Here is an 18,895-nt window from a genome sequence, read left to right on the forward strand (position 1 = left end):
TAAAGCCTGAAGCCTTCAGGCGCGGTGGTGGCTAAATGCCGTCTTTGATGGCCGGTTCCCACGGGGTGGCATACAGGCCGAGTTTTTCCAGTTTGGCTAGTGAGATGCCGGTCAGGTGGGCGGTGCGTTTGCCCTGTATCGAGCGCTCCACGTCTTCCAAGCCCTGCACCACCACGCCGCTGGCCATCAGCTGGCGCTTAAAAATACGTCCGGTCTTGATCGGCAGGTGGTTGAATTTGTCGCGCAGGTGGTTGGCGGTGCCGATGTGGTCCATCACGTGGTTGGGGCGCAGGAACAGCACCCAGCCGTTCTGATAGTCCTGCTCCCATAAAAACGGGTGGTCGTAGCGTTTGGCATCCAGCTCGGAGAGCAGGATTTCCATAATCCACACCCACGGCAGGCGGGTGCCGTCGGTGTCCATCAGGTGGCTGTTCATTTCGGCGATGGTGTCTTCGATGAAGCCGCCCTGTTCTTGGGCGAAATCGGCATAGTCGGACAGCAAAGCCCAGGCAGTCAGCACCGCGGCATAGTTTTCCTGCATACGGCGCGCGGTGGCGTCGGTGCTGTCGCCGCTGGCTCGGGCAGCGCAGTAGTCCGTCCATTTGCCGTGCAGGTTGCGGATGGTTTCCGGGTCGACCGAAGCGAGGTATTGCAGCCATTGCCACACCGGGAACTGCGGCAGCTTGTGCGGGATGATTTTGCCCTGCTTGGCCACGCTCAAGGTGCTGCGGCAGGTTTTCGACTGCAGGCTCTCCACGTCCACCTCTTCGCCGGCCAGCAACACCGGGCTGCACATCAGATAGGGCGTGAGCGCGGCGCCAACGCGGGTGAATTCGAAGCGGTAGGTGGATTGCAGCAGGCCGTCGATGTCGGAGAGTGCGGATTTCGGCAGTTTGGAATATTCGTCCCAGCCCACCGGGTGCGAGGTGTAGGACACCGAAGCCCGGCGGCGGTGGTCGGTTTTCAACATCTGCCCGGAGAGCACCTGAAACGCCAGCGAAGCCTGCAGGCTTTCCAGCAGTTTGGATTTGCCCGATCCTTTCTCGGCCTGCATTTGGAAGTGGGGATAGAAGCCGAGCACCGCTTTCAGGTGGCAGCCCAGCGCCCAAACCAGCGCAATGGCGGCGGCGTTTTCTTTGAAGGTCTCTTGATAGGCTTCCACCACCATGCGGGCGTGCTGCTGCGAGCCGCGCGGGAACACCATGTTGTGGTACAGGCACTGTTTGGCCGGTTCGGTGAAAAAGGTGTCCTGCCCTTCCATTGCCGCCAGATGCCCGTCGCGCCACGCCAGCCCCACAAAATTCACCACGTCGCGTGCCGCCAAGTCGGCACTGCGTTCCATGATGGTCAGCATGCGGGTGAACTGCGCCGGCTTCCACACCGGGCCGAGCCGTTTCCACCAGTCGAGGTTGTAGAGTTTTTCGCTCTGGATAACTTCGCGGGTGAGCGTGATGCGGCGCGGCTGCTGTACCGATATGCAATACACCTCTTCCGGTTGGGTGTCGGTGCTGCCGTTGATGGTGGCAAGGTGGCCTTGGATGTTCAGGCGGCTGGTGGCGGCCAGCCGGAAGCCGCACAGATCGCCCAGCGTCTCGCTGCGCTTTTCTTCGCCGGTGTCTTCGTCGGTGCTGGTTTTGAATTCGTCCACAAACTGGGTGAAGTCGTCGCTGATGCGGTAGCGCCAATACACGTTCCAGTCTTGCGCCGGCAGCATGATGCGGCGGCGGCCCTTGCCTTTTTCCACTTGATGCGCCGGCAGGCTGGGCATACCGGCAATCAGCCAGCCGTCGAGCCGTTTCAGGCGTTTCAGCAGCTCCTCCGCGCCGTGCCGCTGCAGCACGTCGTTGATGTCTTCGCCTTCCTCCCAATCAATCATATCCACCATACGCGCGGCCACATCGGCGGCGGTCAGCGCGTCGTAGAGCCGGTAGGCGGCATCCATGCCGGGGCGTTTACCGGTTTTCGGGTTCACGGCGTCGGTGTGGTCCAGCGCAATCAGCGCCCGTTTGCCGCGCAGCAGCGACCAATCGATGTTGTCCACATTGGCCACGCCGCGGATGGCCATCGCCGCCACACGCGGATGATGGGCAAAGGCGGTCTCCACCGATAAGGCATTGATGGGCGATTCCACGATGTATACCGTGCAGGCGGCCGCCAACCGGCGCTGGTCGCTGGTCCAGTAGTGGCCGCTTTTTTCGCCCTGGCATTGGGTTTTCACATTGCCATTGAGCTCGGCGTCGGCATAGCGCAAATCCACTGCCACACACACGCCGTTTCGGTCGTACACCATGAAGGCGGCGGCGGGGCCGCCGTAGCCGGGCGAACCGGCGGCGACTTTGGGCGATGTCCAGGTATTCCAGCCGGCGGTGCGGCGGCTGATGGCTGCCTGAATCACGTCTTGGGCAATCCCGCGTCCGGCGAGGTAATCGAACAGCGGCTCGGGCATCGCCAGGCATTTTTGCGCAATAAAACCTGCCTTGGTCAGCTGGCGCGGGGTTTGGTTTTCCGGCGCCGGTTTGGGCAGCCCGAACCAGTTGCCGAGCAGGGTGGCGGCACTCATCGGATCGTTGGCAAAACCACCGTAGATTAAGAGGTCGATGGTGCTGCCGCCCTCGTTGGTGGCATGGTCTTTCCAGCCTTGGCCGTATTTGCCCTGCTTGTGCAGGCTCAGGCTGTGGTGTTTGTCTTCGCGGTTCGGCGAGCGGTAGTTGCCGTGGCTACCGTCGCGCTCCAACCCCATTTTCTCGGCCACTTGGTGGATGTCGAGCATCTTCAGCTGCTCGAACCACTGGCTCATGGCAGGCGATTGGCTCATGACTGCACCACCTTATGCACGTAGTCGTTGCTGATGCCCAATCGTAGCCCGTCCGGCAGGCTGAATACCGTGGCGGCGTATTCCGGCAGCGGTGCGCTGAGGAAACTGCGCTCGGCAATGCCCAGCGAGAGCAGCAGCGGCGGCACAAACAGGTCGGCATCAAATCCGGCCGGGGTGTCGGTCTCCACGTCCAGCACGCTCCAAATTTCGTGCCACGGCACGGGGCAAACCAAAGGCAGGTTTTTCAGGCAGCCTGAAATCATAATTTCCGGCACCGCCACCACCATGCCCGGGATGGCGGCCACCACATGGTCAAAGCAGCGGTGCGGTGTGGCAAAACGAGCGAGAATAGGAAGGGGATACATGCTTATTCTTTCGGCAGGAGATAGATATCGAAGCCGGGGCCGTCGCCCTCTTCGGTGTAGATGCGTGGGCAGAGGAGGCCATAATCCCCACTCACTTTGCCCACCAGCAGCTTGTGCTGCTGGCACAACTCATCGATACCGATGGCCTGCAGCAATTCGTCGTCGGCCCAGTCGCGGTCTTGCGGATACACCAACAAGATCGGCGAATCCCGGAGCTCGAACGATGGCGTACACATTAAGCCTTGCTTCACAAATTCATGCCTGAATACATCCATCAGCCCCGCCAGTTGCAGCGCGGTCGATACCCGCCGGTTGAGCTGCTCCTGCTGGTATTGGGCGCAGTCCAAAATATGCCGGGTTAGGTCGCCAAAGTAGGGATGGATGGCAGCGCGGTTCATTTTTCGCCCTCCTGCAAATCCTGCTCGCGCATCCGCTCCGCCCAGGCATCCACCTGCCACAGCGCCGCTTCGTAGCTTTCGGCGTAGAACCATTGGGTGTAATAACAGCCCCACGAATAGATCACGCCGCCGCCGGCACCTCTCTTACTCACCGGCGTTGCAGCCTGTACCAACCAGCCCATCAGGCCGTTTTCGTACAGCAGGCTGAACACTTCATCGTGGTCTGGATAAGCACCGTCTTCAATGGCATCGAGCATACCGAGGAAATCGGCCCGTCCTGCCTGTTCTGCCAACACTTGCCGCACCCGCTCTTCCGGCAGCTCATCATCGATAAATTGGGCGAAGTCGTCGCAGATATGTTCGGCCTGTGCCGCGATGTGAATAACGCGTTCGATGCCGTAGCTTTTCTCTTCACTCATCGTGCGGGATAAATCCTGATTGAAAGTAGTGATACCCAGCGCCTCTTCATCCAGCTCCGGCAAATCAGGCATGGCCTTCAGTTCGTCCAAATACCGCTGCGCCGCGGCTACTGCTTCGGGATAGGTTTTGAATTCGCCGTCCAGCTGTACTCCGCGCAGGAACGGTGCGAAATACGAATTATTGAAATCAAAGCCTCGGCTCATCCGCTGCCCTCCCGGCTCGCCTTTGCGCAGCCACGCCTGCTTTTCAGGCAGGGAGGCGGTTTGAAAGAAACGTTTTTGGGCTTGGTTGAAATACATGGTTTAGTTCTCCGTGTGAGGGGTGTTGAATTTTCAGGTAGCCTGAATGGCGGCTGCTTATTCGGTGGGCTCATAAACCACGCCGCGCATAATTTCGTAGTCGGTCATTTCTTCGTAATGCTTGGCCAGCTCGGCGGCTTCGGCATCGGCTCGCAACTCGGCGGCCTGCAGCAGTTGCCGGGTTGGGTAGTCGGCGGGCGGGTTTTGCGGTTGCAGATAATGGTCTTGCGCGTCCAAGCTGGGGGCGGCCAGCAGGGCGACAGCTAAAAATAAGATGGTTTTCATGCTGCGGTTCTCCGTTGGTATTCGCGGCGCAGTTGCGCCAGCGTGATGCGGGGCTGCCGGCCTTGGTCGGCGGCGTTCATGGCTTCGGCCACTTCTTCGCGGCTGGCCTCGGTGTAGATTGATGTGCTGTTGATGTTGCGGTGCCCCAGCGCCGACTTCACCACGCGCAGCGGTTCGCGGGCGCTGCTGTGCCGCAACAGGTTCATGGCGGCAGTGTGGCGGAAGTAGTGCGGAGTGATGTCGAGGTACGCGAGCCCGGCCTCTTTCGCCCAGGCTTTCACCCGCTGCTGCAGGTTGCGCGCGCTCATCGGGGTTTGGTCGTTGCGCCCGGCCACCAAATAGTGCTCGGCATCGGTGCTTTCGCGGATGGCGAGCAGGCTGCTCAGGTCTCGGCGCAGGGTTTTGGTGAGGTACACGCTGTGGTCGCGTTTGCCGCCTTTGCGGTTGGCGGCGGGAATGTAGAGGTAGTTGGTATCCAGCGCGGCATACACGTCGCCCACGGTAACCAGCAGGAATTCGCCGATGCGCAGCCCGCTGGCAATCAGCGCGGAAACAATGTGGAAATCGCGCTGCGCCTTTTCTTCACGGTATTGCCCGATGGTGGCCAGCAGCTTGCCTTGCTCGGCTTCGGTCAGATAATGGTTCATGCTTGTTCTCCTGCCGGCAGGGTCAGCATCAGGGGCTGGCTGCCGCTTAAACTGAAAATAATCTCTGGTTGTCCGTCTTTGATAATTTCCAAGCGGCACAGGATGCCGCCTGTTTCAAATTGATTGGTCTTCCGCGCGGGGAACCGGTCTTTGCCGATTTCTATGTATAGCCGCCCGTTTTCACGCGGCAGACTGAGGGTGGTGATGTGGTTCGCTCCGGCCAAAATCATTTGAAGGCCCGGCTGAATGGCGATTTCTTTCATGGCATTCCTTTGATTCTTCGTTACGGGGTGCCGGCACTGCGGCGAGAAACTCCTCACCGAATAAGTCGGCCAGCAGCTCGGCGGAAACGGAAAGCTGCCCGCCTTGAGCGTTATCGCAAACAAGCCGAATGCCATGCTTCTGCAGGAAGTCAGGCGCTTCTTCTTTCATTCACAATCACCACCATGTTTTTAAATCGCCGCCGCAGTGCCACGATGGCAGCCACCCATTGCCTGCATTCCAAATCGTAAGCGCTGTATTCCTCTTCGCTTACCTGTCCGTCCGCCAGCGCCTCGGCCATTACCGTATGCGCGCGGCCGCCTTGAACATAAACCTGATTCACCATATCCAGCAGCGCGTCGTCGCCCATCTGCTCCATTTGCGGCAGCGGGAATACCGCGTGGTCGAACAGCCCTGCCAGCCCCTGCAGCGCGGCGGTATCGCCGGTAATGCCGAGGATGGCGATGAAGTCCTGCAGGGTCAGTTTGTGGTGGCTACAGCCCTCGTCGTTGTTGAGTTTGTTGTAGAGCGTGCCGGGAGCCAGCCCCATCTTGGCGGCCAGCTTCGGCACACCGTAGTGGTAGGCGCTCTGTCGGATTAACTCGAAAACATCGTTTTTAAACATGTGTGAAACCTTGTGTGTTTGTCATTTGTGGCGGATGGCGTGACGGCGGATACTGCAGTTGATGGCTTACTCTGCCTGATTGCCGGGATACAAAATATCCATCGGCGAAAGCCCAAGCAGCTCAGCCAGTTTCTGTGCAATTTCCGGGGTTGCCCGCTGCCGGCCGATTTCGATGTGGCTGATATTGGTTTGAGTACATCCAACCTGTTCCGCCACATAAGCCTGTGTGAACCCCTTTGCTTTCCTTGCCTTGAGTAATTTGCTTTCCATGTTTTTGTTTAACCCTTGGTGTTTGCTGTATGCGAATAATAGTATCACTATTAAAATAAGTCAAATAGCAATACTAAGTTTTCTGTGTAATAGTTCAGCTATTAAAATTAAGCCTATGATTGGAAATAGAATAAAGTTGGCAAGAAAACAGCGTGGCCGTTCTCAAAAATGGCTGGCTGATGAAGTAGGCGTCCACCAAACCGGTGTCGCTCAATGGGAAACCGGGCGGACAGATCCCGCCACGGAGAACTTGTCGCGCATTGCCCAAGCGCTGGATGTGAACTTCGAATGGCTGGCTACCGGTAAAGGTGAAATGACCGGCATCGTGTATGAGCCGGCCAGTGTCGTATTGACTGAAGCCCTACCTGAATACAACAGCTATACTGAAGAGCAGCGCGAGTTCTTGCGCCTGTTCGACAAGCTGCCCAAAGGCAAGCGCGAAATCCTGCTTACGTTTATGCGGGAGTGGGTGAAGTGAAGAATTTGGAGCCGGTAGAGTTTCTGGAATATCAGGAAGCCTGCAGGTTTTTGAGTTTCATCCGCTCGCAAACCCACGAGCTGGCGCTGCGCGATTACTGCGCAGTTTTTATGATGCTGGAATATGGTTGGAAAATCAGCGAGCTGCTTAATAAAAAAGTATCTGATGCCTTACCGCTTATCGAAGAAGAGAATGTCGGGCATAAACCATTAAGGGAATGGTGTTTAGGCCGCCCGCCCGGATCTTTCCTTTTCCCCGGAAAAGATGGACGGGAGATGACGGCCAGAAATATCCAGCAGCGGCTACTTATGTGGTCTTATACCGGAGGGTTCAAACCTATCACTCCTTCTATCCTAATCAACACCCACAGGGTAGCCAAGCTAGCTGCTATGTTTACTGGGGAATCTTTCGAATGGGATGGGAAATAACAAAATTACACCTTCCCACCATCCGTAATTTTCAGGCGGCCTGAAATATAAAAACCGCCGATTCAATCGGCGGTTTCTTGGTTTGGCTCGCTATTCGGCAGCCTGTTGATTCACGCGGCCATACGCCTGCCACTCGGCTGAATCGTTCCTTAATTCGTCGGCGTCTTTAGCCACCGCTGCATATCTTTCCGTGCATTCTCCGAATAGCTGCCAGCCGGCGGCAGCTGTTTCGCCATCAGGTGTGCCGGCGGCTGCAGCGGTTTGGGACAGGGCGCGGCGATGTGCGTCGGCGGTTTGGCGCACGCGGCCAAGCTCAGTATACAGACCGGCAATAGTAGTTTTCGCATGTTCTCGTTCCTTTTCGATTTCACTTTGTGCGGCAGCCAGCTGTGCCTGTTGCCGCCTCTCTTTGGCTAATACGGCCTCTGCCTGCTCTCGTGCCGCTTTTTCCTGCTCGGCTTTGAGCTTGGCTGTCGCCGCCTGGAAACCGGCGTTGTAGCGTTGCTCGCCGTAGTAGCATTCCCCGCCGATCACAGCGGCCAGCAGCAGGGCTGGCAGCCAATATTTCCAATATTTGATTAAGAATCCCATTGTTTTTCCTTTTATGGATGCAAGCCCAACAGATACTGCGTTTTGCCGCCGTTGCCGCGCTTGGTGGCGGTCAGAATCTGATTGCGTTCCTGCGAGTTGTGGCGGCAGCCGAAATGCACCCAGCCGCTTTCGCCGCGTTCCGGGAATTCGTAAATCAGCTGGTCAAATTCAATCTCGCCCGCATCGCGCATTTCAATGATGTCTTTAGCCAGCTGCAGATTACTGATGCCGGCCGCATCAATATCCGCCGCCGAGCCGAAACGGTGTGCCGAAGTTTTCGCGCCGCCCACCGCGCGGTTCACAGCTTCGCTCCTAAAACAGGACAACACATGGATGCTCACTTCGCGCCCGTATTTCTTGCCCAGCCAGGCGCGGATTTTTTCCAAGCGTTCCGCTGTTTTGCGGATGTTACCCAGTTCCTGCTCGTTTGGTTTGTTCTCCAGCCCGAGCCGCCTGCCGGTGGCGCTGTTGGTCAGCTCGCGGTAGGTAAAGTGCGGAGTAATTTTGGTTTCGGGGGTTATTTTTTCTTGCGTCATATTTGCCTCACTTTCAGGTAGCCTGAAAACATTCCAATATGGTGTTTTTACACCTTGTTAAATCTCAATCTACTGTTTATAAAGTTTATTTATAGCTTTCAGACTGCAGTATTTCAGGCAGCCTGAAAGCGTGCTCACTCTTCCTTTCCCGACGGCTCGTCAGGGATGATTACCGGCTGGGTTTCAGGCTGCCTACGGTAGCCGAAACGGCCCAATACTCCCTCTAAAATACCGTCGGCCAATTTTGGCGAGAGCGCCTGAATCGCATCCATCAGGTAGCCACCGAAGCTGCCGGCAATTAGGCCGACAAACATCGCTACCTTCGGCGCGTTGCTCGGCACGAAATATTCCGCCATACTCGCCGCCATCACCATCCCTACTACTACATCCAATGCCTTCTCGGCTGTTGGTTTTCTTGCTTTAAACGCCGCCCGCAAAGAACTTACCAGCCCGCCGTACACGGCCAGCGCCGTGACGCTGGTAAAAATAGACCAGTTCATTAAACACCCTGCGCTTTCTCCATTTGGTGCTTGCTGTTTTCGATTAACAAAATCCCCGCCCACCAACTGATGAGCGCGAGAACCGGATAAACCACCATTGCCGTATTTGCCGGCGGGTAGCCGCCCCAAAAGCTGGCGGTTACCAACACCCACAGCATGGATGCCGCCAGCAGCAGCCAGCCGCTGATCACATTGCTGCGCGGGGTTTCAGACGGCAAGAATGCCGCCAGCAGGATGCCGACCAGTGCGAACAACCCGCATACCAAACTCAGCGGCAGGTTGGCGAAGCGCGAATAGCTGGGCAGCGCCAACACCCCGTCGGCAAACGCCATCACCCAAGCCCAGCCCAGCAGCATCAGCGCATTCAGCCCTTCCAACGCCCGCGTGCCTGTGCCAAACATCCATTGCCGCCACGGCTCGGGCAGAAACAGCAGATTTAATGCCACCGAGATAATTTTCATCGGCCAGCGCAGGCTGTGCCGTAATCGTCCGTACAAGATTTTTCGCGGGATACTCATTTTCGCCTCCTCAAAAGCTCTGCTTTACTGTTTTGATAAATCGCGGCCAGGTCGTTAGGCGAAAACCGCCACGGCTCGCCCAGACCCAGCACACCCGCACACCACTCCGAACAAAACCAGCGGCGCGGGTTTTGCCGGAAATTGAACACCACGCCGAACGCGCCCGACAGGTCGTAGGACTGCCCTTTCGTAAATTCCCACACCGAAAAAAACATGGGGAATATCAGTGGGTCGGCCGTTATATCGATTAAATCCCACTTCTCCGCCGGCAGCGGCATACGTTTCCAGCGCACCCCTCCGTCGCGGATGCTGGCGGAGTAGCAGTCATACAGCGCCGCGCCGGTTTCATCGTTTTCAGGTAGCCGCATTGCGATTTCGCAGTGACTGTACTGCCCACGGGTCAGAACACGGGTGAGCCAATCGGTAGCCCGGGCACACCACACACGCCATCCGCTGCCGTCGCGATTGCCTTTGTACAAGGCGAGGTAGATTTGACGATTACTCATTTGCCCACCACCTGCAATTTGTCGGCAATCGGTTGGATTTCAGCCAAAATCTCTGCCGTCCTTTTATCCACCTCGGCAGCGGTTTTTAGGTCTTTCAGTTCAAGCTTCCGCATCCGCAGTACCCCAAGTTTGCCCAGCACCATGCGCAAGTTGTCGGCTTGGGCGATGATGATGTCGGTCGCTTCGCAGGCGGTTTTCCCGGCAGGCTTGGCAAACGCCGCCACTTGTTCCGGCACATCGCCTTTACAGCCGCCTGCCTTGTAGTCGCGCGCCTGTTGTTCGCGCAACTTATATTCGGCTTCAAAGCGGGTAACGTGGTGGTAGGCTTGCTCTACTGCATCATTGATGGCCTCCGTGCCTTTGTCGATTGATTCGGCCAGCAACTGTGAGGTAGCGGCTTTATCTAACGTCCATTCTTTGCCGTTCCATTGGTGCAGATGGCTGGGGGCTTTGGAAGTCAGCACCGGCCCGTCTTTGCCCGGCATAATCACTTGCCCGCTGGACTGCCCCGCCAGCAGCGTGGCATGGTATTCGGCAGTAATCTCTACCGCATCCCCCGGCAGAACGTTATGGATTTGGTTGTCGTAAAACCCGCCAGTCGTCTTTGAGTAAAAAATAGTCATAGTCTCTCCCGTTAATAACCAATAGCCACCCAATGCACGGTTTTGCTGCCAACTATACCGTTTTCAGAGATGCCGACGTGGCAGCCGGTTTTGGTAATTTTGCCGGCATGGGCGGCCAGCACATATGAGTAGGTAGCGGCATTGTCAAACACTACCGTGGCCTGCACGTTGAGACAGGCATTCGGAAACGCCACCGGAAACACCACCGGCAAAAAGCCGTCGTCCGGCACCTGCAGTGAGCCCCATTCAAAAATTATCCCGTCTGCCATTTTTTGGTAGCCTGATGCCGCTTTTTGAGCAGCAAACAGGTTACCGACCGCCTGAGCAAAGTCGGTGATGTCAGCGGCGCGGTGGGTGTGGGCTTTTGGAGCTACCTCATCGCGGTTGGCCTTGCGCTGTATATCTGCCGCCAGCGTGGCTGCATCCAGCGTGCCGGCATTGGTTACTTTGCCAAACGCCTTAATCCACATCACCACATCATCTAGGCTGTTTTGAGCCTTAATGCACAGCACCATCGCCAAGGCTTTCGGGCGCACCTCGTCGGCGGTGGGGACAGAGCGGGAAGCATCAAACACCACCCGCTTCCTTCTGTTGTTGTGGTCGCTGTCGCCTTTTGAGCTGCTAAATGTCGCATTTGCACCATCGTCCAAGTCCATAGTAAACGCCCCCTCGGCTTTGCTGTAGAGCGTGTACCGATAGCTTCCGTATAAGGCTTCGATGCTGCCTGTAATGTTGCGGATGGCATCGCCCTGTTGTGCGCCCACTGCGAGACTGCCTGATGCGTTGCGGATAAAGCGGTCTTCTGCTTTCGGTACGGCATCGATTGAGCCGTACTGCGCTACCAGCAGGCGGTAGAGCTCTGGGTAGGCGGGCTGCGTTACTTTTACCGAGATGTCGTCGTATTTAATCCAGCCGTCCGGGATGTCCGACACGGGGAAGTAGGCAGTCATGCCGACGTCGGAGCGGTCGAGCTTGGGCAGCTTGTTGCCACCCAATACTCGGTATAGGTCGGGATAGGTCGCTTGGGCAAAGCTGCTACCATCGGCTTTCAGGTAGCCTTCCTGATTGGTAACGGCGCGGGGGAAGCCCACCACTGCGCCTACGGGCAGGCCTTTGCCGCCGGCCTGCTCGTCGATGATTTTGCGTAATGCGGTCAGCATTTGGTTGTACTTGCTCGGGTCTACCGTCAGCCCCGCCGCCTCGATTACCGCGCAAATCTCTTCCTGCGTGTGGTCGAACCACGCAGCCCCGGGAATGGTTGGCAACAGTCCGCCTGCAGGGTTGCCGCTTTGGAAGCCGTGTTTGCCCGCGCCGAATTTGTCGCGCTGGGCGCGCTTTTCTAGGTCTGCCCGTTTCATGGTCTCATCCTATGTATTTGAAAATCAGTTGGGTATGCACCTGTTTCTCTCGGTTCAGCACGCACTCGATATGGGTGTTGCCCCAAGTGGCCAGCGGCTCTTCACAATGGCTCTGGCAGGTGGCTTCGATATATTGCTTGTCGGCCTTGAGCGATACCGACCAAGTAAACAGCCAGTCGGTGTGGTCGAAGACCGCAAATTCACAATCACTCTCGCAGGTGTGCAGAGTGAACCGTTCTATTTGAGCTTCACTCTGTCCCAATCTCTCCAGAATCGCTAAATAGCGGGTACGTCTTGCGCCGCCGGTATCCACCAACTTGTTGTAAACCGCCTGCCGCCGTTCGGCGACGGATTGGATGCCTACTGTGCAGCGGTCCGGTAGGTTTAGGCTGTGTTCGTATTCCACCAACAGCAGCGTAGCCAACCTAGGATCAACCTCCTGCCAGAGCGTGGTATCTAAGTCGTCCACCGCTTCCAGTTCGCGGGCGGTTTTTTGTAGCAGCTCAGCCGGTTCATCTGCCTGTGGGTCGAGCGCGATGCCGGGCGGCAGCAATTTGCCTAATGCGTTCAGGTAGCCCATTCGATTTGCCCCAAACTAACCAGCTCTCCTACTGCCGGCGTGATATCGCCGGCGGGCAGTAGCAGCTGGTGGTCGTATTCGCCGGCTGCGTTGGATATGGCCTGCGTGAGGTGGCTGCGCGGGATGGTGTGGCCACGTGCCGGCAGTTCCAAATCGCCGGCCGCGTCATAAGCCACAGGGGAGGCGTTGGCATCCAACACTCGGCTCAATTCCGCTTTCACCGCCGCCCGCACTTCCGGCGTATCCGGTGTAATCTTGATTTTGAAATTCACTGGTTTAGGCAGTGGCGATACCACATGGATTTCACCGTTCGGCAGCGCACTGTGCTCCAAATGCTTCTGCACTTCAGCCAGTTCGGCGGCATCTGGGAAGATGTTGCTGTCGTGGTCGCGCACCACATACACGGTTACCGTGCCCAGCCCGCTCAATTTTGGCGCCGGCCACACACGGGTGATGCCGGGAACTTCCTTCGCCCAGCGTATCCAATCGGCTAATTTGCCCACCTGTCCGCCGAGGTTGCGGCTTTCCACCACCCTGCGGCGGAGCTCGGGCAGGCTCTCGATGTCCGAGCCGCCGCTTAAATAAGCAACAGTGGCAGTGTTCTCAATGCCGGCTATCGGGTTGGCGAAACGCAACATGGCGCCGTTGTCGGTATTGCCGGCTGCACCGGGCTGGGTGGCGCACACCCGCAGCGTGGTGCTGCCGCCGCTATCGGTAATCACCCCTTCCACCACGGCAAACTGCACCGAATCGCTGCGGTTGAACAGGGTGCCTTGCGGGATTTCGATCCCGCCCGCGCCGCGCACCACCACCCTGCCCACCGCAGGTACGGCCGCCCGGCGTTTGCTGCCTTGCAGCCATAACCCAACGTGCAGGTTTTCCAGCACATCGTCATCGCAGGTTTGCGGGAACATCTGGCGGGTGCGCCAGTCGATATGCTCGTGGATGCCGTGCACCGCTGCGGCCAGCGCCCGCGCAAACGGGGTGAACAGGTTGCGGCGCAGCGCCGGTGAAGCGTTGGCGCGCGGCAGCTCGGTTTCCAGCCGTCGATTTAATTCAGGCAGGCTTTCTTTATCGTAGGGCATGGCGCACTTCCAAATTCAGCGTGGTATCGTCGATTTTGACCTGTAGTCCAAGTACGGTAGGTCGTGGGGTATATGCGGTGATGGATACGCGGCGGGCTACGCCGTCCTGCGTCAGCCAGGCTAGGGCAGTTCTGGCGTAGTCCTCCGCCAACCGTAGGGTTTCGTGGATTTCCTTACTGCGCTGCAGCTCCCACAGGCGGCTGCCCCAGCGGTCGTTTTCGGCGAGGCCGTCGCCCCACCATCCGCGCCCCGGGCTGCCGTCGGCTTCAATGCCGCGTGCATCGCAAAACAAGCTCAGCACCACCGCACAAACCAATTCGTCTTCCAGCTGATTAAACGGGATGCCCAGGTTCAAATCCAGTACCAGTTTTGTCATTTAACCGGTCCTCCGGTGTTATCTCCGCCGCTCTGCACGCCGCTGTGGGTATGGTCTTCCAGTTTCACGCCGTCGGCTGTTACTGAATCTGCAGTTACGGTATCCACGTTGAAACCGCCTTCCATGTGGCTGCCTGCCGTAGCGCTCATATTCAGCGCGCCGCCCGCCCTTTGTTCAACGTTACCGGCGGCTTGCGTGGAAACATTGCCGCTGGCTTCGATGGAAAAATCCCTGCACTTCAGCGTTACGTTGCCTTGTTCGTCCATCTTGAACAGCTGCCCGAACTGGGCATACATCGCGCTCTCACCCGGCTTCAAATCTGGCGAATACTGCGGATGCTCGCAGGCCACCACAATCAGGTGGTCGCGGCTGCCGCCCACCGCCACCGCCACCAGTGTCGAGCCGGCGGGGGGATGGCCGCTGTGGCCGTAGTTCTGCACCCGTTCCACCTCCTCGCGAGTTTCGCCTTCCAGTAGGCTGATCTGCATCATCTGCAGTCCATTGGTGCGCAGCAGGTTAAGTACGCCGCGTGCCACCAGCAGCCGGATTTTTTGCAGAGGGTTCATTACGTTTCCTTCCGCCGCGGCGCTTGCCCCTGCCGCGGCCTTGTTTCTGTCTTGGTTGTTCGGCCAATTGATCGTAGGCTTTCGGATTGGCCAACTGCAGCGTCGCCACCGTACCTTCTTGGTCGTTTAAGCTGTATTCGACCTCGGAAATAATCATTTCCTCGTCGTCTTTGTGGATATGTGCCGCTTTCACCTGCACACGCAGGCCGGGAAGCCACAATTCGCCCTTGTCGCCACCCTGCCGCCAGCTCTGCACTTTAATTTCCGCGCGGTCTGCCTTGCCTTCGCGCATGGTGGCTTCATGCTTGGCGCGAGCCGCCGGACTTTGACTTTGGTCTTCGGCCAAAATCAGCAGCGGGCGGTAGCGCTTCACGCCGGCATCTGCCGCGTCGCCTTTGCCGTCGTGCTTGCCGCGCCCCTGCGATTTCACGATGTATTGGCTGTACTGCTCGCTCTCATCCTTCGTCCCTTCGGCGCTGAGGATGTTTTCTCCTTCTACCAGTGCCGTGCCGGCGGCAGTTTGGTCGGGCAGGTCGATAACTAGCCGCCCCGTGCCGTCCGTCCACATCATCAGCGCTTTCATCCGCAGCAGGCGTTGCAGCGCATCCTGCACTGTCTCGCTGTCTTCCAGCGCGAAGCTGGCGATGGTTTCTCCCGCCGCCTTCTCGCCGCGCGCGCCGATAAATACTTCGATGCCGAACGGCCGGCACAGGTCGGCGGCAATTTGTTTCAGGCTGGCGCTTTTCCACTGGCCGCTTTTATGGATGGCCGAGCAGTCGGTCAGGTCGGCGGTTTTATCCCGTCCCTCCACCGAAAACCATGTGTCGGTGGCGCTGTAGCCCTGCCGTGTGCGGTTCACATAACCGGTCACCACCGACACCCCGTCAATTTTCACCACGCAGCTGTCGCCCGTTTGAATCGGACGTGCCTCCAACTGCCCAGGCCATCGCTCGGTAACCGTTAAACTAAAACTGCCGCTCATCTGCTCGATGCCGCGCTGGATGGATATCTCCGTCCAGCCGCCGAAAATCTGGTTGTTGACCCATAACTCACATTTATTCGCCATCGCGCAGCACCTCAACCCGTCCCGCCGGCACAAACAGCGGGTGGCGCACATGGTTGCGCGCCACGACGTCTTCATACGCCTCAATGCTGCCGTTGACACGGTAGGCCACCAGCAGTGCAGGCAGGTTATCCAGTGTTTCCACCACCGCCAGCTCGCGGATAGTGGGCAGCCGTGCCTGTGCGGTGCGTACCACTTGTGCCTGCACCGCATCCAGCGTGCGGAACAGCCGCCCGCTGGCCTGCTGCATTTCGTTATGCAGTGCGGAGAGGGCTAGGTCGCGGTCAGACAGCAATTCGCTTTGGCTGGCGTAATCATGACTACCAATGCCGCGCGCCTGTTCCAACACCAACGTGTGGCGTACCGCATCGGACAAGCTGGGCGGCATCGGCGGTAAGTCCGTTTGGTTGCGCGGGGAATAGGGCAGTGTCCACTGCGGTCGCGCGCTAATTTGTGGCTCGCGCCCGCGCAGCGTATCCAGCATTGCCCGGTCTCTATCCGGGCGGCTGGTTACCTGGAAAGCCGGCATCTCGGCCAAATTGCCCGCACTCTGGCTTTTGTCTGCCTGCCATGAGCTGCCTGTATCCCGCTGGAACGGGGCGGCAATCTTGCGGATCAGTCCGGCTACGCGGTAATACAGCTCTATCGGTTTAGCCAACAAACCACGGCCGCCGGAAGTCAGCCTCTCTACCCCTGCCAAGCCGCGCTCAAGCGGCGTCAGGTAATATTCAAACCCTTTCATCAGCTCGTCTGCCCGCTGAGCCGCCACGTCCAGCCAACCGTCAATATCGCGCAGCCATTCCGCTTCAAACTTCATCCCTACCTGTGATAGCGCATCATCTACCAAGCCGGAGAGCAGGCCGCCGGCGTCTTCCTGCACGTCCGGCTCGTTGTTTTCGCCCGCCTCCACAAACGACAGCCGGAAATCAAACCGCCCACCCTCAGCACGCGGATAAGTTACCGACTGCTGGCCGTCGTGCTGCACAAACACGCTGCCATACCACGGATGAATCAGCGTGCCGGGTCCTTCGCTTTCCAGCGCTTCCACCAGCGCGTCATATTCGGGCTGCGTCAGCACAAAGGCATGCACGGAGAAGCGGCGCACCTCGCGTCCCAAGTCTTCGGCGAACGGCAAATCCCGATACGGATACTGGTGCAGCACATTGCGCCGACCGAATTGGCCTTCCGTTTCGTCTACCTTAAACGGCACGCCCTTAAACGATGCTTCGCGTAACGCCATTACTGCGCTCCTGTATTGGTTCGGCCCACATTCAACTTGGTCTGCGGCGTACCGACTGCCGTGGTGGATACGTTCAGGGTGGCCGGCGCGCTCACCATCACCTTAATTTCCCCGCCGATTTTCGCCGCCGAGATGCTCTGTGCGGCGGCATCCCCGGATGCTTTCACCGCTTCCGCGGCCTGCTGCGAGGTGCCGTCCAGCACCGCCTGGCTGCGCTGCCGCTCGGCCTCCATCTGCCGGTTGATTTCCAGAGCCTCGATTGCCTCTTTATTGCCGTGCCATGCCTGAAAACGTGCCACCAATTCGCCGATCACGTTCTCATCATCGTGGTCACGCGCATACTGTGCTTCTTCATTTCCAAACCAAGAAAGCACAGTAGCAATAACCTGTCCGCCGGCATGGTCGAATTTCTGCCCAGCTTCCGTCTGTAGATAAGCTTCCCGCATTGCTGTGCCCAGCGACCAACCTGCGCTGAATGCGGTTACCGCCGCGGCGGCGATGTTGGCCGCCTGGGCGAATTTACCCAGCGCACCGGCGGCCCCGGCCGCTTCGCCACCCAAACCGCCCAAGCCACCCAACCCGGGCAGCGCGCCGCCACCAAAACCGCCACCAGGCATATTCACCACAAATACCGGCTGCACCCCGGCCGCATGCTCCATCGCTTTAGCGGTAGCCAAATTACCGCCGATCCCAAGCAGGCCGCCACCACCACGCAGGCCGCGCGTCAACCTGATAGCCATTCCGCCCAGCAATGCGGCCGATAAGGCACCACCGCCGATTTTCAGCATCGATTCCCCACTTAAACCCAAGCCGCCCTGTTCTTTCGAATCCATCATGAAGCCGACCACGTTGGTGAATGCGTTATCCAACGGCCGCATCACGCCATCTTCGATTGCTTCATGGAACGCGCCTTTCAGGCGGTTGGCTTGGGTCACGGCATTGTCCATTGCCGTGCCGAGATCGCGGTCTACCGTGCCGGTGGCATTACGCAACTGGCGGCTGAACTCGTCGATTTTTTCCAGCGTGCCTTCCTGCAACGCTTTATCCATCCCTTTGTAGGTGTCTTCATCCATCTTGCCGAAGGCGGCGGTTAGGAAATTAACTTTTTGACTGTCAGTCTTAAGTTTGAGGTATTCGGTCCGAATATCGCGGATGATTTCCAAAGGATCACGGCGTGCGCCTTTGGCATCAAAGAAATTAACGCCTGTTCCTTCCTGTGCCATACGGATATAGCGACCGCTGGTAAACATGCGTAACGTACTATTGACCAAGGTGGCCAAGCGTTCAGCCTGCGGTTCAGATTGGGAAAACGCTTCAGTCAATGCCAAGGTCTGATCCAGCGTAAAGTTAGCTGCCTTGGCTCTGCCACCAATACGAGCGAAAATATCCGGCAGGTTTTCCAGCTCGGCATTACCCAAGCGCCCGGCCACCACCATCCTATCCAACAGCCCTTCCACCGCCGCTTTGTCGGTGATATCGATGCCGAACTGCTCACGCGCCACACCCAGTGCCTTACCCAGTTGGTCGGCATTGGTTTTGGCTACCTGCAATGTTTTGGATACCGGCTCGGCCGCTCCGCGGATGGCGGTGATATCCAACCCCGCAGCCTGCAGGCTTTCCGCCAACTCTTTCTGGTCGGTGAGCAGGGTGCCGTAGCGTTTTTGGTTGTCGTAGGCTTCGCTGCGCCACGCTTCCATTTCCGCGCGGCTGGCGCCGAGGTTTACCTGTAGGCGGCGCATATCGCGCTCGAATTGAGCGGTATCTACCGCCAGCTTGATACCGCCCACGGTAACGCCGATACCGGCCAATATCCCTTTCAGGCTGCCCAGTGTGCCCTTCACCCGCTCGAATTCGCCGCGGATGCCGGCAGAGAAGCGGCGCGTGCCTGCAGCGGCCGTATTCATGCCGCGCAGGTAGCCTTGCGCATCCGCGCCGATGACTACTTTCAACTCTTCCCTGCTCATTTATCTTTCCCGGTTAAGATTTCGATATAAAACTGGAAGCGGGCTACCGGCAGGTTCAAAATGTCCTGCTCGCGCCAGCCGGTCTTCATGGCGATGAG

At 58.1% G+C, this 18,895-nt stretch carries 25 protein-coding genes; 2 read left to right on the top strand and 23 right to left on the bottom strand.

Going from position 1 to position 18,895, the window contains the following annotated elements:
• Positions 1-31 precede the first annotated feature (31 nt).
• The 9 genes from HMPREF2541_RS05075 to HMPREF2541_RS05115 form a co-directional block, all read right to left on the bottom strand.
• Positions 32-2,815 carry a toprim domain-containing protein gene (locus tag HMPREF2541_RS05075; RefSeq protein ID WP_210387140.1) on the bottom strand — a complete coding sequence of 928 codons (2,784 nt, stop codon included), beginning with the start codon at positions 2,813-2,815 and terminating at the stop codon, positions 32-34.
• Positions 2,812-3,180: a hypothetical protein gene (locus HMPREF2541_RS05080; protein WP_064084067.1), complete on the bottom strand. Its 369-nt coding sequence runs from the start codon at positions 3,178-3,180 to the stop codon at positions 2,812-2,814. Before HMPREF2541_RS05080 ends, HMPREF2541_RS05075 begins: the two co-directional genes overlap by 4 nt.
• Before the next feature lie 2 nt (positions 3,181-3,182).
• Entirely contained in the window at positions 3,183-3,578 is a 396-nt protein-coding gene (locus tag HMPREF2541_RS05085; protein WP_070542062.1) for a hypothetical protein, read from the bottom strand.
• Positions 3,575-4,297: a hypothetical protein gene (locus HMPREF2541_RS05090; protein WP_070542064.1), complete on the bottom strand. Its 723-nt coding sequence runs from the start codon at positions 4,295-4,297 to the stop codon at positions 3,575-3,577. The genes HMPREF2541_RS05085 and HMPREF2541_RS05090 overlap by 4 nt, the downstream gene beginning before the upstream one ends.
• 57 nt (positions 4,298-4,354) lie before the next feature.
• Complete coding sequence (locus HMPREF2541_RS05095) at positions 4,355-4,582, bottom strand: hypothetical protein (protein ID WP_070542066.1); 228 nt, start codon at positions 4,580-4,582, stop codon at positions 4,355-4,357.
• Positions 4,579-5,229 carry a tyrosine-type recombinase/integrase gene (locus tag HMPREF2541_RS05100; protein ID WP_070542069.1) on the bottom strand — a complete coding sequence of 217 codons (651 nt, stop codon included), beginning with the start codon at positions 5,227-5,229 and terminating at the stop codon, positions 4,579-4,581. The genes HMPREF2541_RS05095 and HMPREF2541_RS05100 overlap by 4 nt, the downstream gene beginning before the upstream one ends.
• Complete coding sequence (locus HMPREF2541_RS05105; RefSeq protein WP_070542072.1) at positions 5,226-5,492, bottom strand: hypothetical protein; 267 nt, start codon at positions 5,490-5,492, stop codon at positions 5,226-5,228. Before HMPREF2541_RS05105 ends, HMPREF2541_RS05100 begins: the two co-directional genes overlap by 4 nt.
• Positions 5,493-5,641: 149 nt before the next feature.
• Positions 5,642-6,115 carry a phage regulatory CII family protein gene (locus HMPREF2541_RS05110; protein WP_070542075.1) on the bottom strand — a complete coding sequence of 158 codons (474 nt, stop codon included), beginning with the start codon at positions 6,113-6,115 and terminating at the stop codon, positions 5,642-5,644.
• Positions 6,116-6,181: 66 nt separating this feature from the next.
• Entirely contained in the window at positions 6,182-6,385 is a 204-nt protein-coding gene (locus tag HMPREF2541_RS05115) for a helix-turn-helix transcriptional regulator (RefSeq protein WP_064087302.1), read from the bottom strand.
• Between the two features lie 115 nt (positions 6,386-6,500).
• On the opposite strand from HMPREF2541_RS05115, the gene HMPREF2541_RS11570 reads away from it, so the two are divergent.
• Positions 6,501-6,863 (top strand): helix-turn-helix domain-containing protein, encoded by a 363-nt coding sequence (locus tag HMPREF2541_RS11570; protein WP_081258928.1) that lies wholly within the window; start codon positions 6,501-6,503, stop codon positions 6,861-6,863.
• Entirely contained in the window at positions 6,860-7,291 is a 432-nt protein-coding gene (locus tag HMPREF2541_RS05125) for a site-specific integrase (protein ID WP_141744203.1), read from the top strand. Before HMPREF2541_RS11570 ends, HMPREF2541_RS05125 begins: the two co-directional genes overlap by 4 nt.
• 90 nt (positions 7,292-7,381) lie before the next feature.
• Here the strand turns inward: HMPREF2541_RS05125 and HMPREF2541_RS05130 are convergent, their stop codons facing one another.
• The 14 genes from HMPREF2541_RS05130 to HMPREF2541_RS05195 form a co-directional block, all read right to left on the bottom strand.
• Positions 7,382-7,882 carry a DUF2514 family protein gene (locus tag HMPREF2541_RS05130; protein ID WP_070542081.1) on the bottom strand — a complete coding sequence of 167 codons (501 nt, stop codon included), beginning with the start codon at positions 7,880-7,882 and terminating at the stop codon, positions 7,382-7,384.
• A gap of 11 nt (positions 7,883-7,893) precedes the next feature.
• Positions 7,894-8,418, bottom strand: coding sequence for a D-Ala-D-Ala carboxypeptidase family metallohydrolase (locus HMPREF2541_RS05135; protein WP_070542084.1), 525 nt, complete (start codon positions 8,416-8,418; stop codon positions 7,894-7,896).
• A 134-nt stretch (positions 8,419-8,552) separates the two neighbouring features.
• Positions 8,553-8,918 carry a hypothetical protein gene (locus HMPREF2541_RS05140; protein WP_070542086.1) on the bottom strand — a complete coding sequence of 122 codons (366 nt, stop codon included), beginning with the start codon at positions 8,916-8,918 and terminating at the stop codon, positions 8,553-8,555.
• A complete protein-coding gene (locus tag HMPREF2541_RS05145) occupies positions 8,918-9,436 on the bottom strand; it encodes a hypothetical protein (protein WP_081258929.1) in 519 nt (172 codons plus the stop codon). The genes HMPREF2541_RS05140 and HMPREF2541_RS05145 overlap by 1 nt, the downstream gene beginning before the upstream one ends.
• A complete protein-coding gene (locus HMPREF2541_RS05150) occupies positions 9,433-9,942 on the bottom strand; it encodes an enoyl-CoA hydratase (RefSeq protein ID WP_070542088.1) in 510 nt (169 codons plus the stop codon). The genes HMPREF2541_RS05145 and HMPREF2541_RS05150 overlap by 4 nt, the downstream gene beginning before the upstream one ends.
• Complete coding sequence (locus HMPREF2541_RS05155) at positions 9,939-10,565, bottom strand: hypothetical protein (RefSeq protein WP_070542090.1); 627 nt, start codon at positions 10,563-10,565, stop codon at positions 9,939-9,941. The genes HMPREF2541_RS05150 and HMPREF2541_RS05155 overlap by 4 nt, the downstream gene beginning before the upstream one ends.
• A gap of 11 nt (positions 10,566-10,576) precedes the next feature.
• A complete protein-coding gene (locus HMPREF2541_RS05160; protein ID WP_070542092.1) occupies positions 10,577-11,923 on the bottom strand; it encodes a phage tail protein in 1,347 nt (448 codons plus the stop codon).
• A 4-nt stretch (positions 11,924-11,927) separates the two neighbouring features.
• Positions 11,928-12,503, bottom strand: a complete 576-nt coding sequence (locus tag HMPREF2541_RS05165) for a putative phage tail protein (RefSeq protein WP_064087699.1) — start codon at positions 12,501-12,503, stop codon at positions 11,928-11,930.
• Positions 12,491-13,588 carry a baseplate J/gp47 family protein gene (locus HMPREF2541_RS05170; RefSeq protein WP_064087700.1) on the bottom strand — a complete coding sequence of 366 codons (1,098 nt, stop codon included), beginning with the start codon at positions 13,586-13,588 and terminating at the stop codon, positions 12,491-12,493. The genes HMPREF2541_RS05165 and HMPREF2541_RS05170 overlap by 13 nt, the downstream gene beginning before the upstream one ends.
• The gene (locus tag HMPREF2541_RS05175) at positions 13,575-13,964 is read right to left on the bottom strand and encodes a phage GP46 family protein (RefSeq protein ID WP_064084049.1); all 390 of its coding nucleotides are present in this window, start codon (positions 13,962-13,964) and stop codon (positions 13,575-13,577) included. The genes HMPREF2541_RS05170 and HMPREF2541_RS05175 overlap by 14 nt, the downstream gene beginning before the upstream one ends.
• Positions 13,961-14,530 carry a phage baseplate assembly protein V gene (locus HMPREF2541_RS05180; RefSeq protein ID WP_070542094.1) on the bottom strand — a complete coding sequence of 190 codons (570 nt, stop codon included), beginning with the start codon at positions 14,528-14,530 and terminating at the stop codon, positions 13,961-13,963. The genes HMPREF2541_RS05175 and HMPREF2541_RS05180 overlap by 4 nt, the downstream gene beginning before the upstream one ends.
• Positions 14,481-15,596: a phage baseplate assembly protein gene (locus HMPREF2541_RS05185; RefSeq protein WP_070542097.1), complete on the bottom strand. Its 1,116-nt coding sequence runs from the start codon at positions 15,594-15,596 to the stop codon at positions 14,481-14,483. Before HMPREF2541_RS05185 ends, HMPREF2541_RS05180 begins: the two co-directional genes overlap by 50 nt.
• Positions 15,586-16,833 carry a DNA circularization protein gene (locus tag HMPREF2541_RS05190; RefSeq protein ID WP_070542100.1) on the bottom strand — a complete coding sequence of 416 codons (1,248 nt, stop codon included), beginning with the start codon at positions 16,831-16,833 and terminating at the stop codon, positions 15,586-15,588. Before HMPREF2541_RS05190 ends, HMPREF2541_RS05185 begins: the two co-directional genes overlap by 11 nt.
• Positions 16,833-18,797 carry a phage tail tape measure protein gene (locus HMPREF2541_RS05195; protein WP_070542102.1) on the bottom strand — a complete coding sequence of 655 codons (1,965 nt, stop codon included), beginning with the start codon at positions 18,795-18,797 and terminating at the stop codon, positions 16,833-16,835. The genes HMPREF2541_RS05190 and HMPREF2541_RS05195 overlap by 1 nt, the downstream gene beginning before the upstream one ends.
• Between the last annotated feature and the right edge of the window lie 98 nt (positions 18,798-18,895).

The organism is Eikenella sp. HMSC061C02, from assembly GCF_001809035.1.
GTDB lineage: Bacteria > Pseudomonadota > Gammaproteobacteria > Burkholderiales > Neisseriaceae > Eikenella > Eikenella corrodens.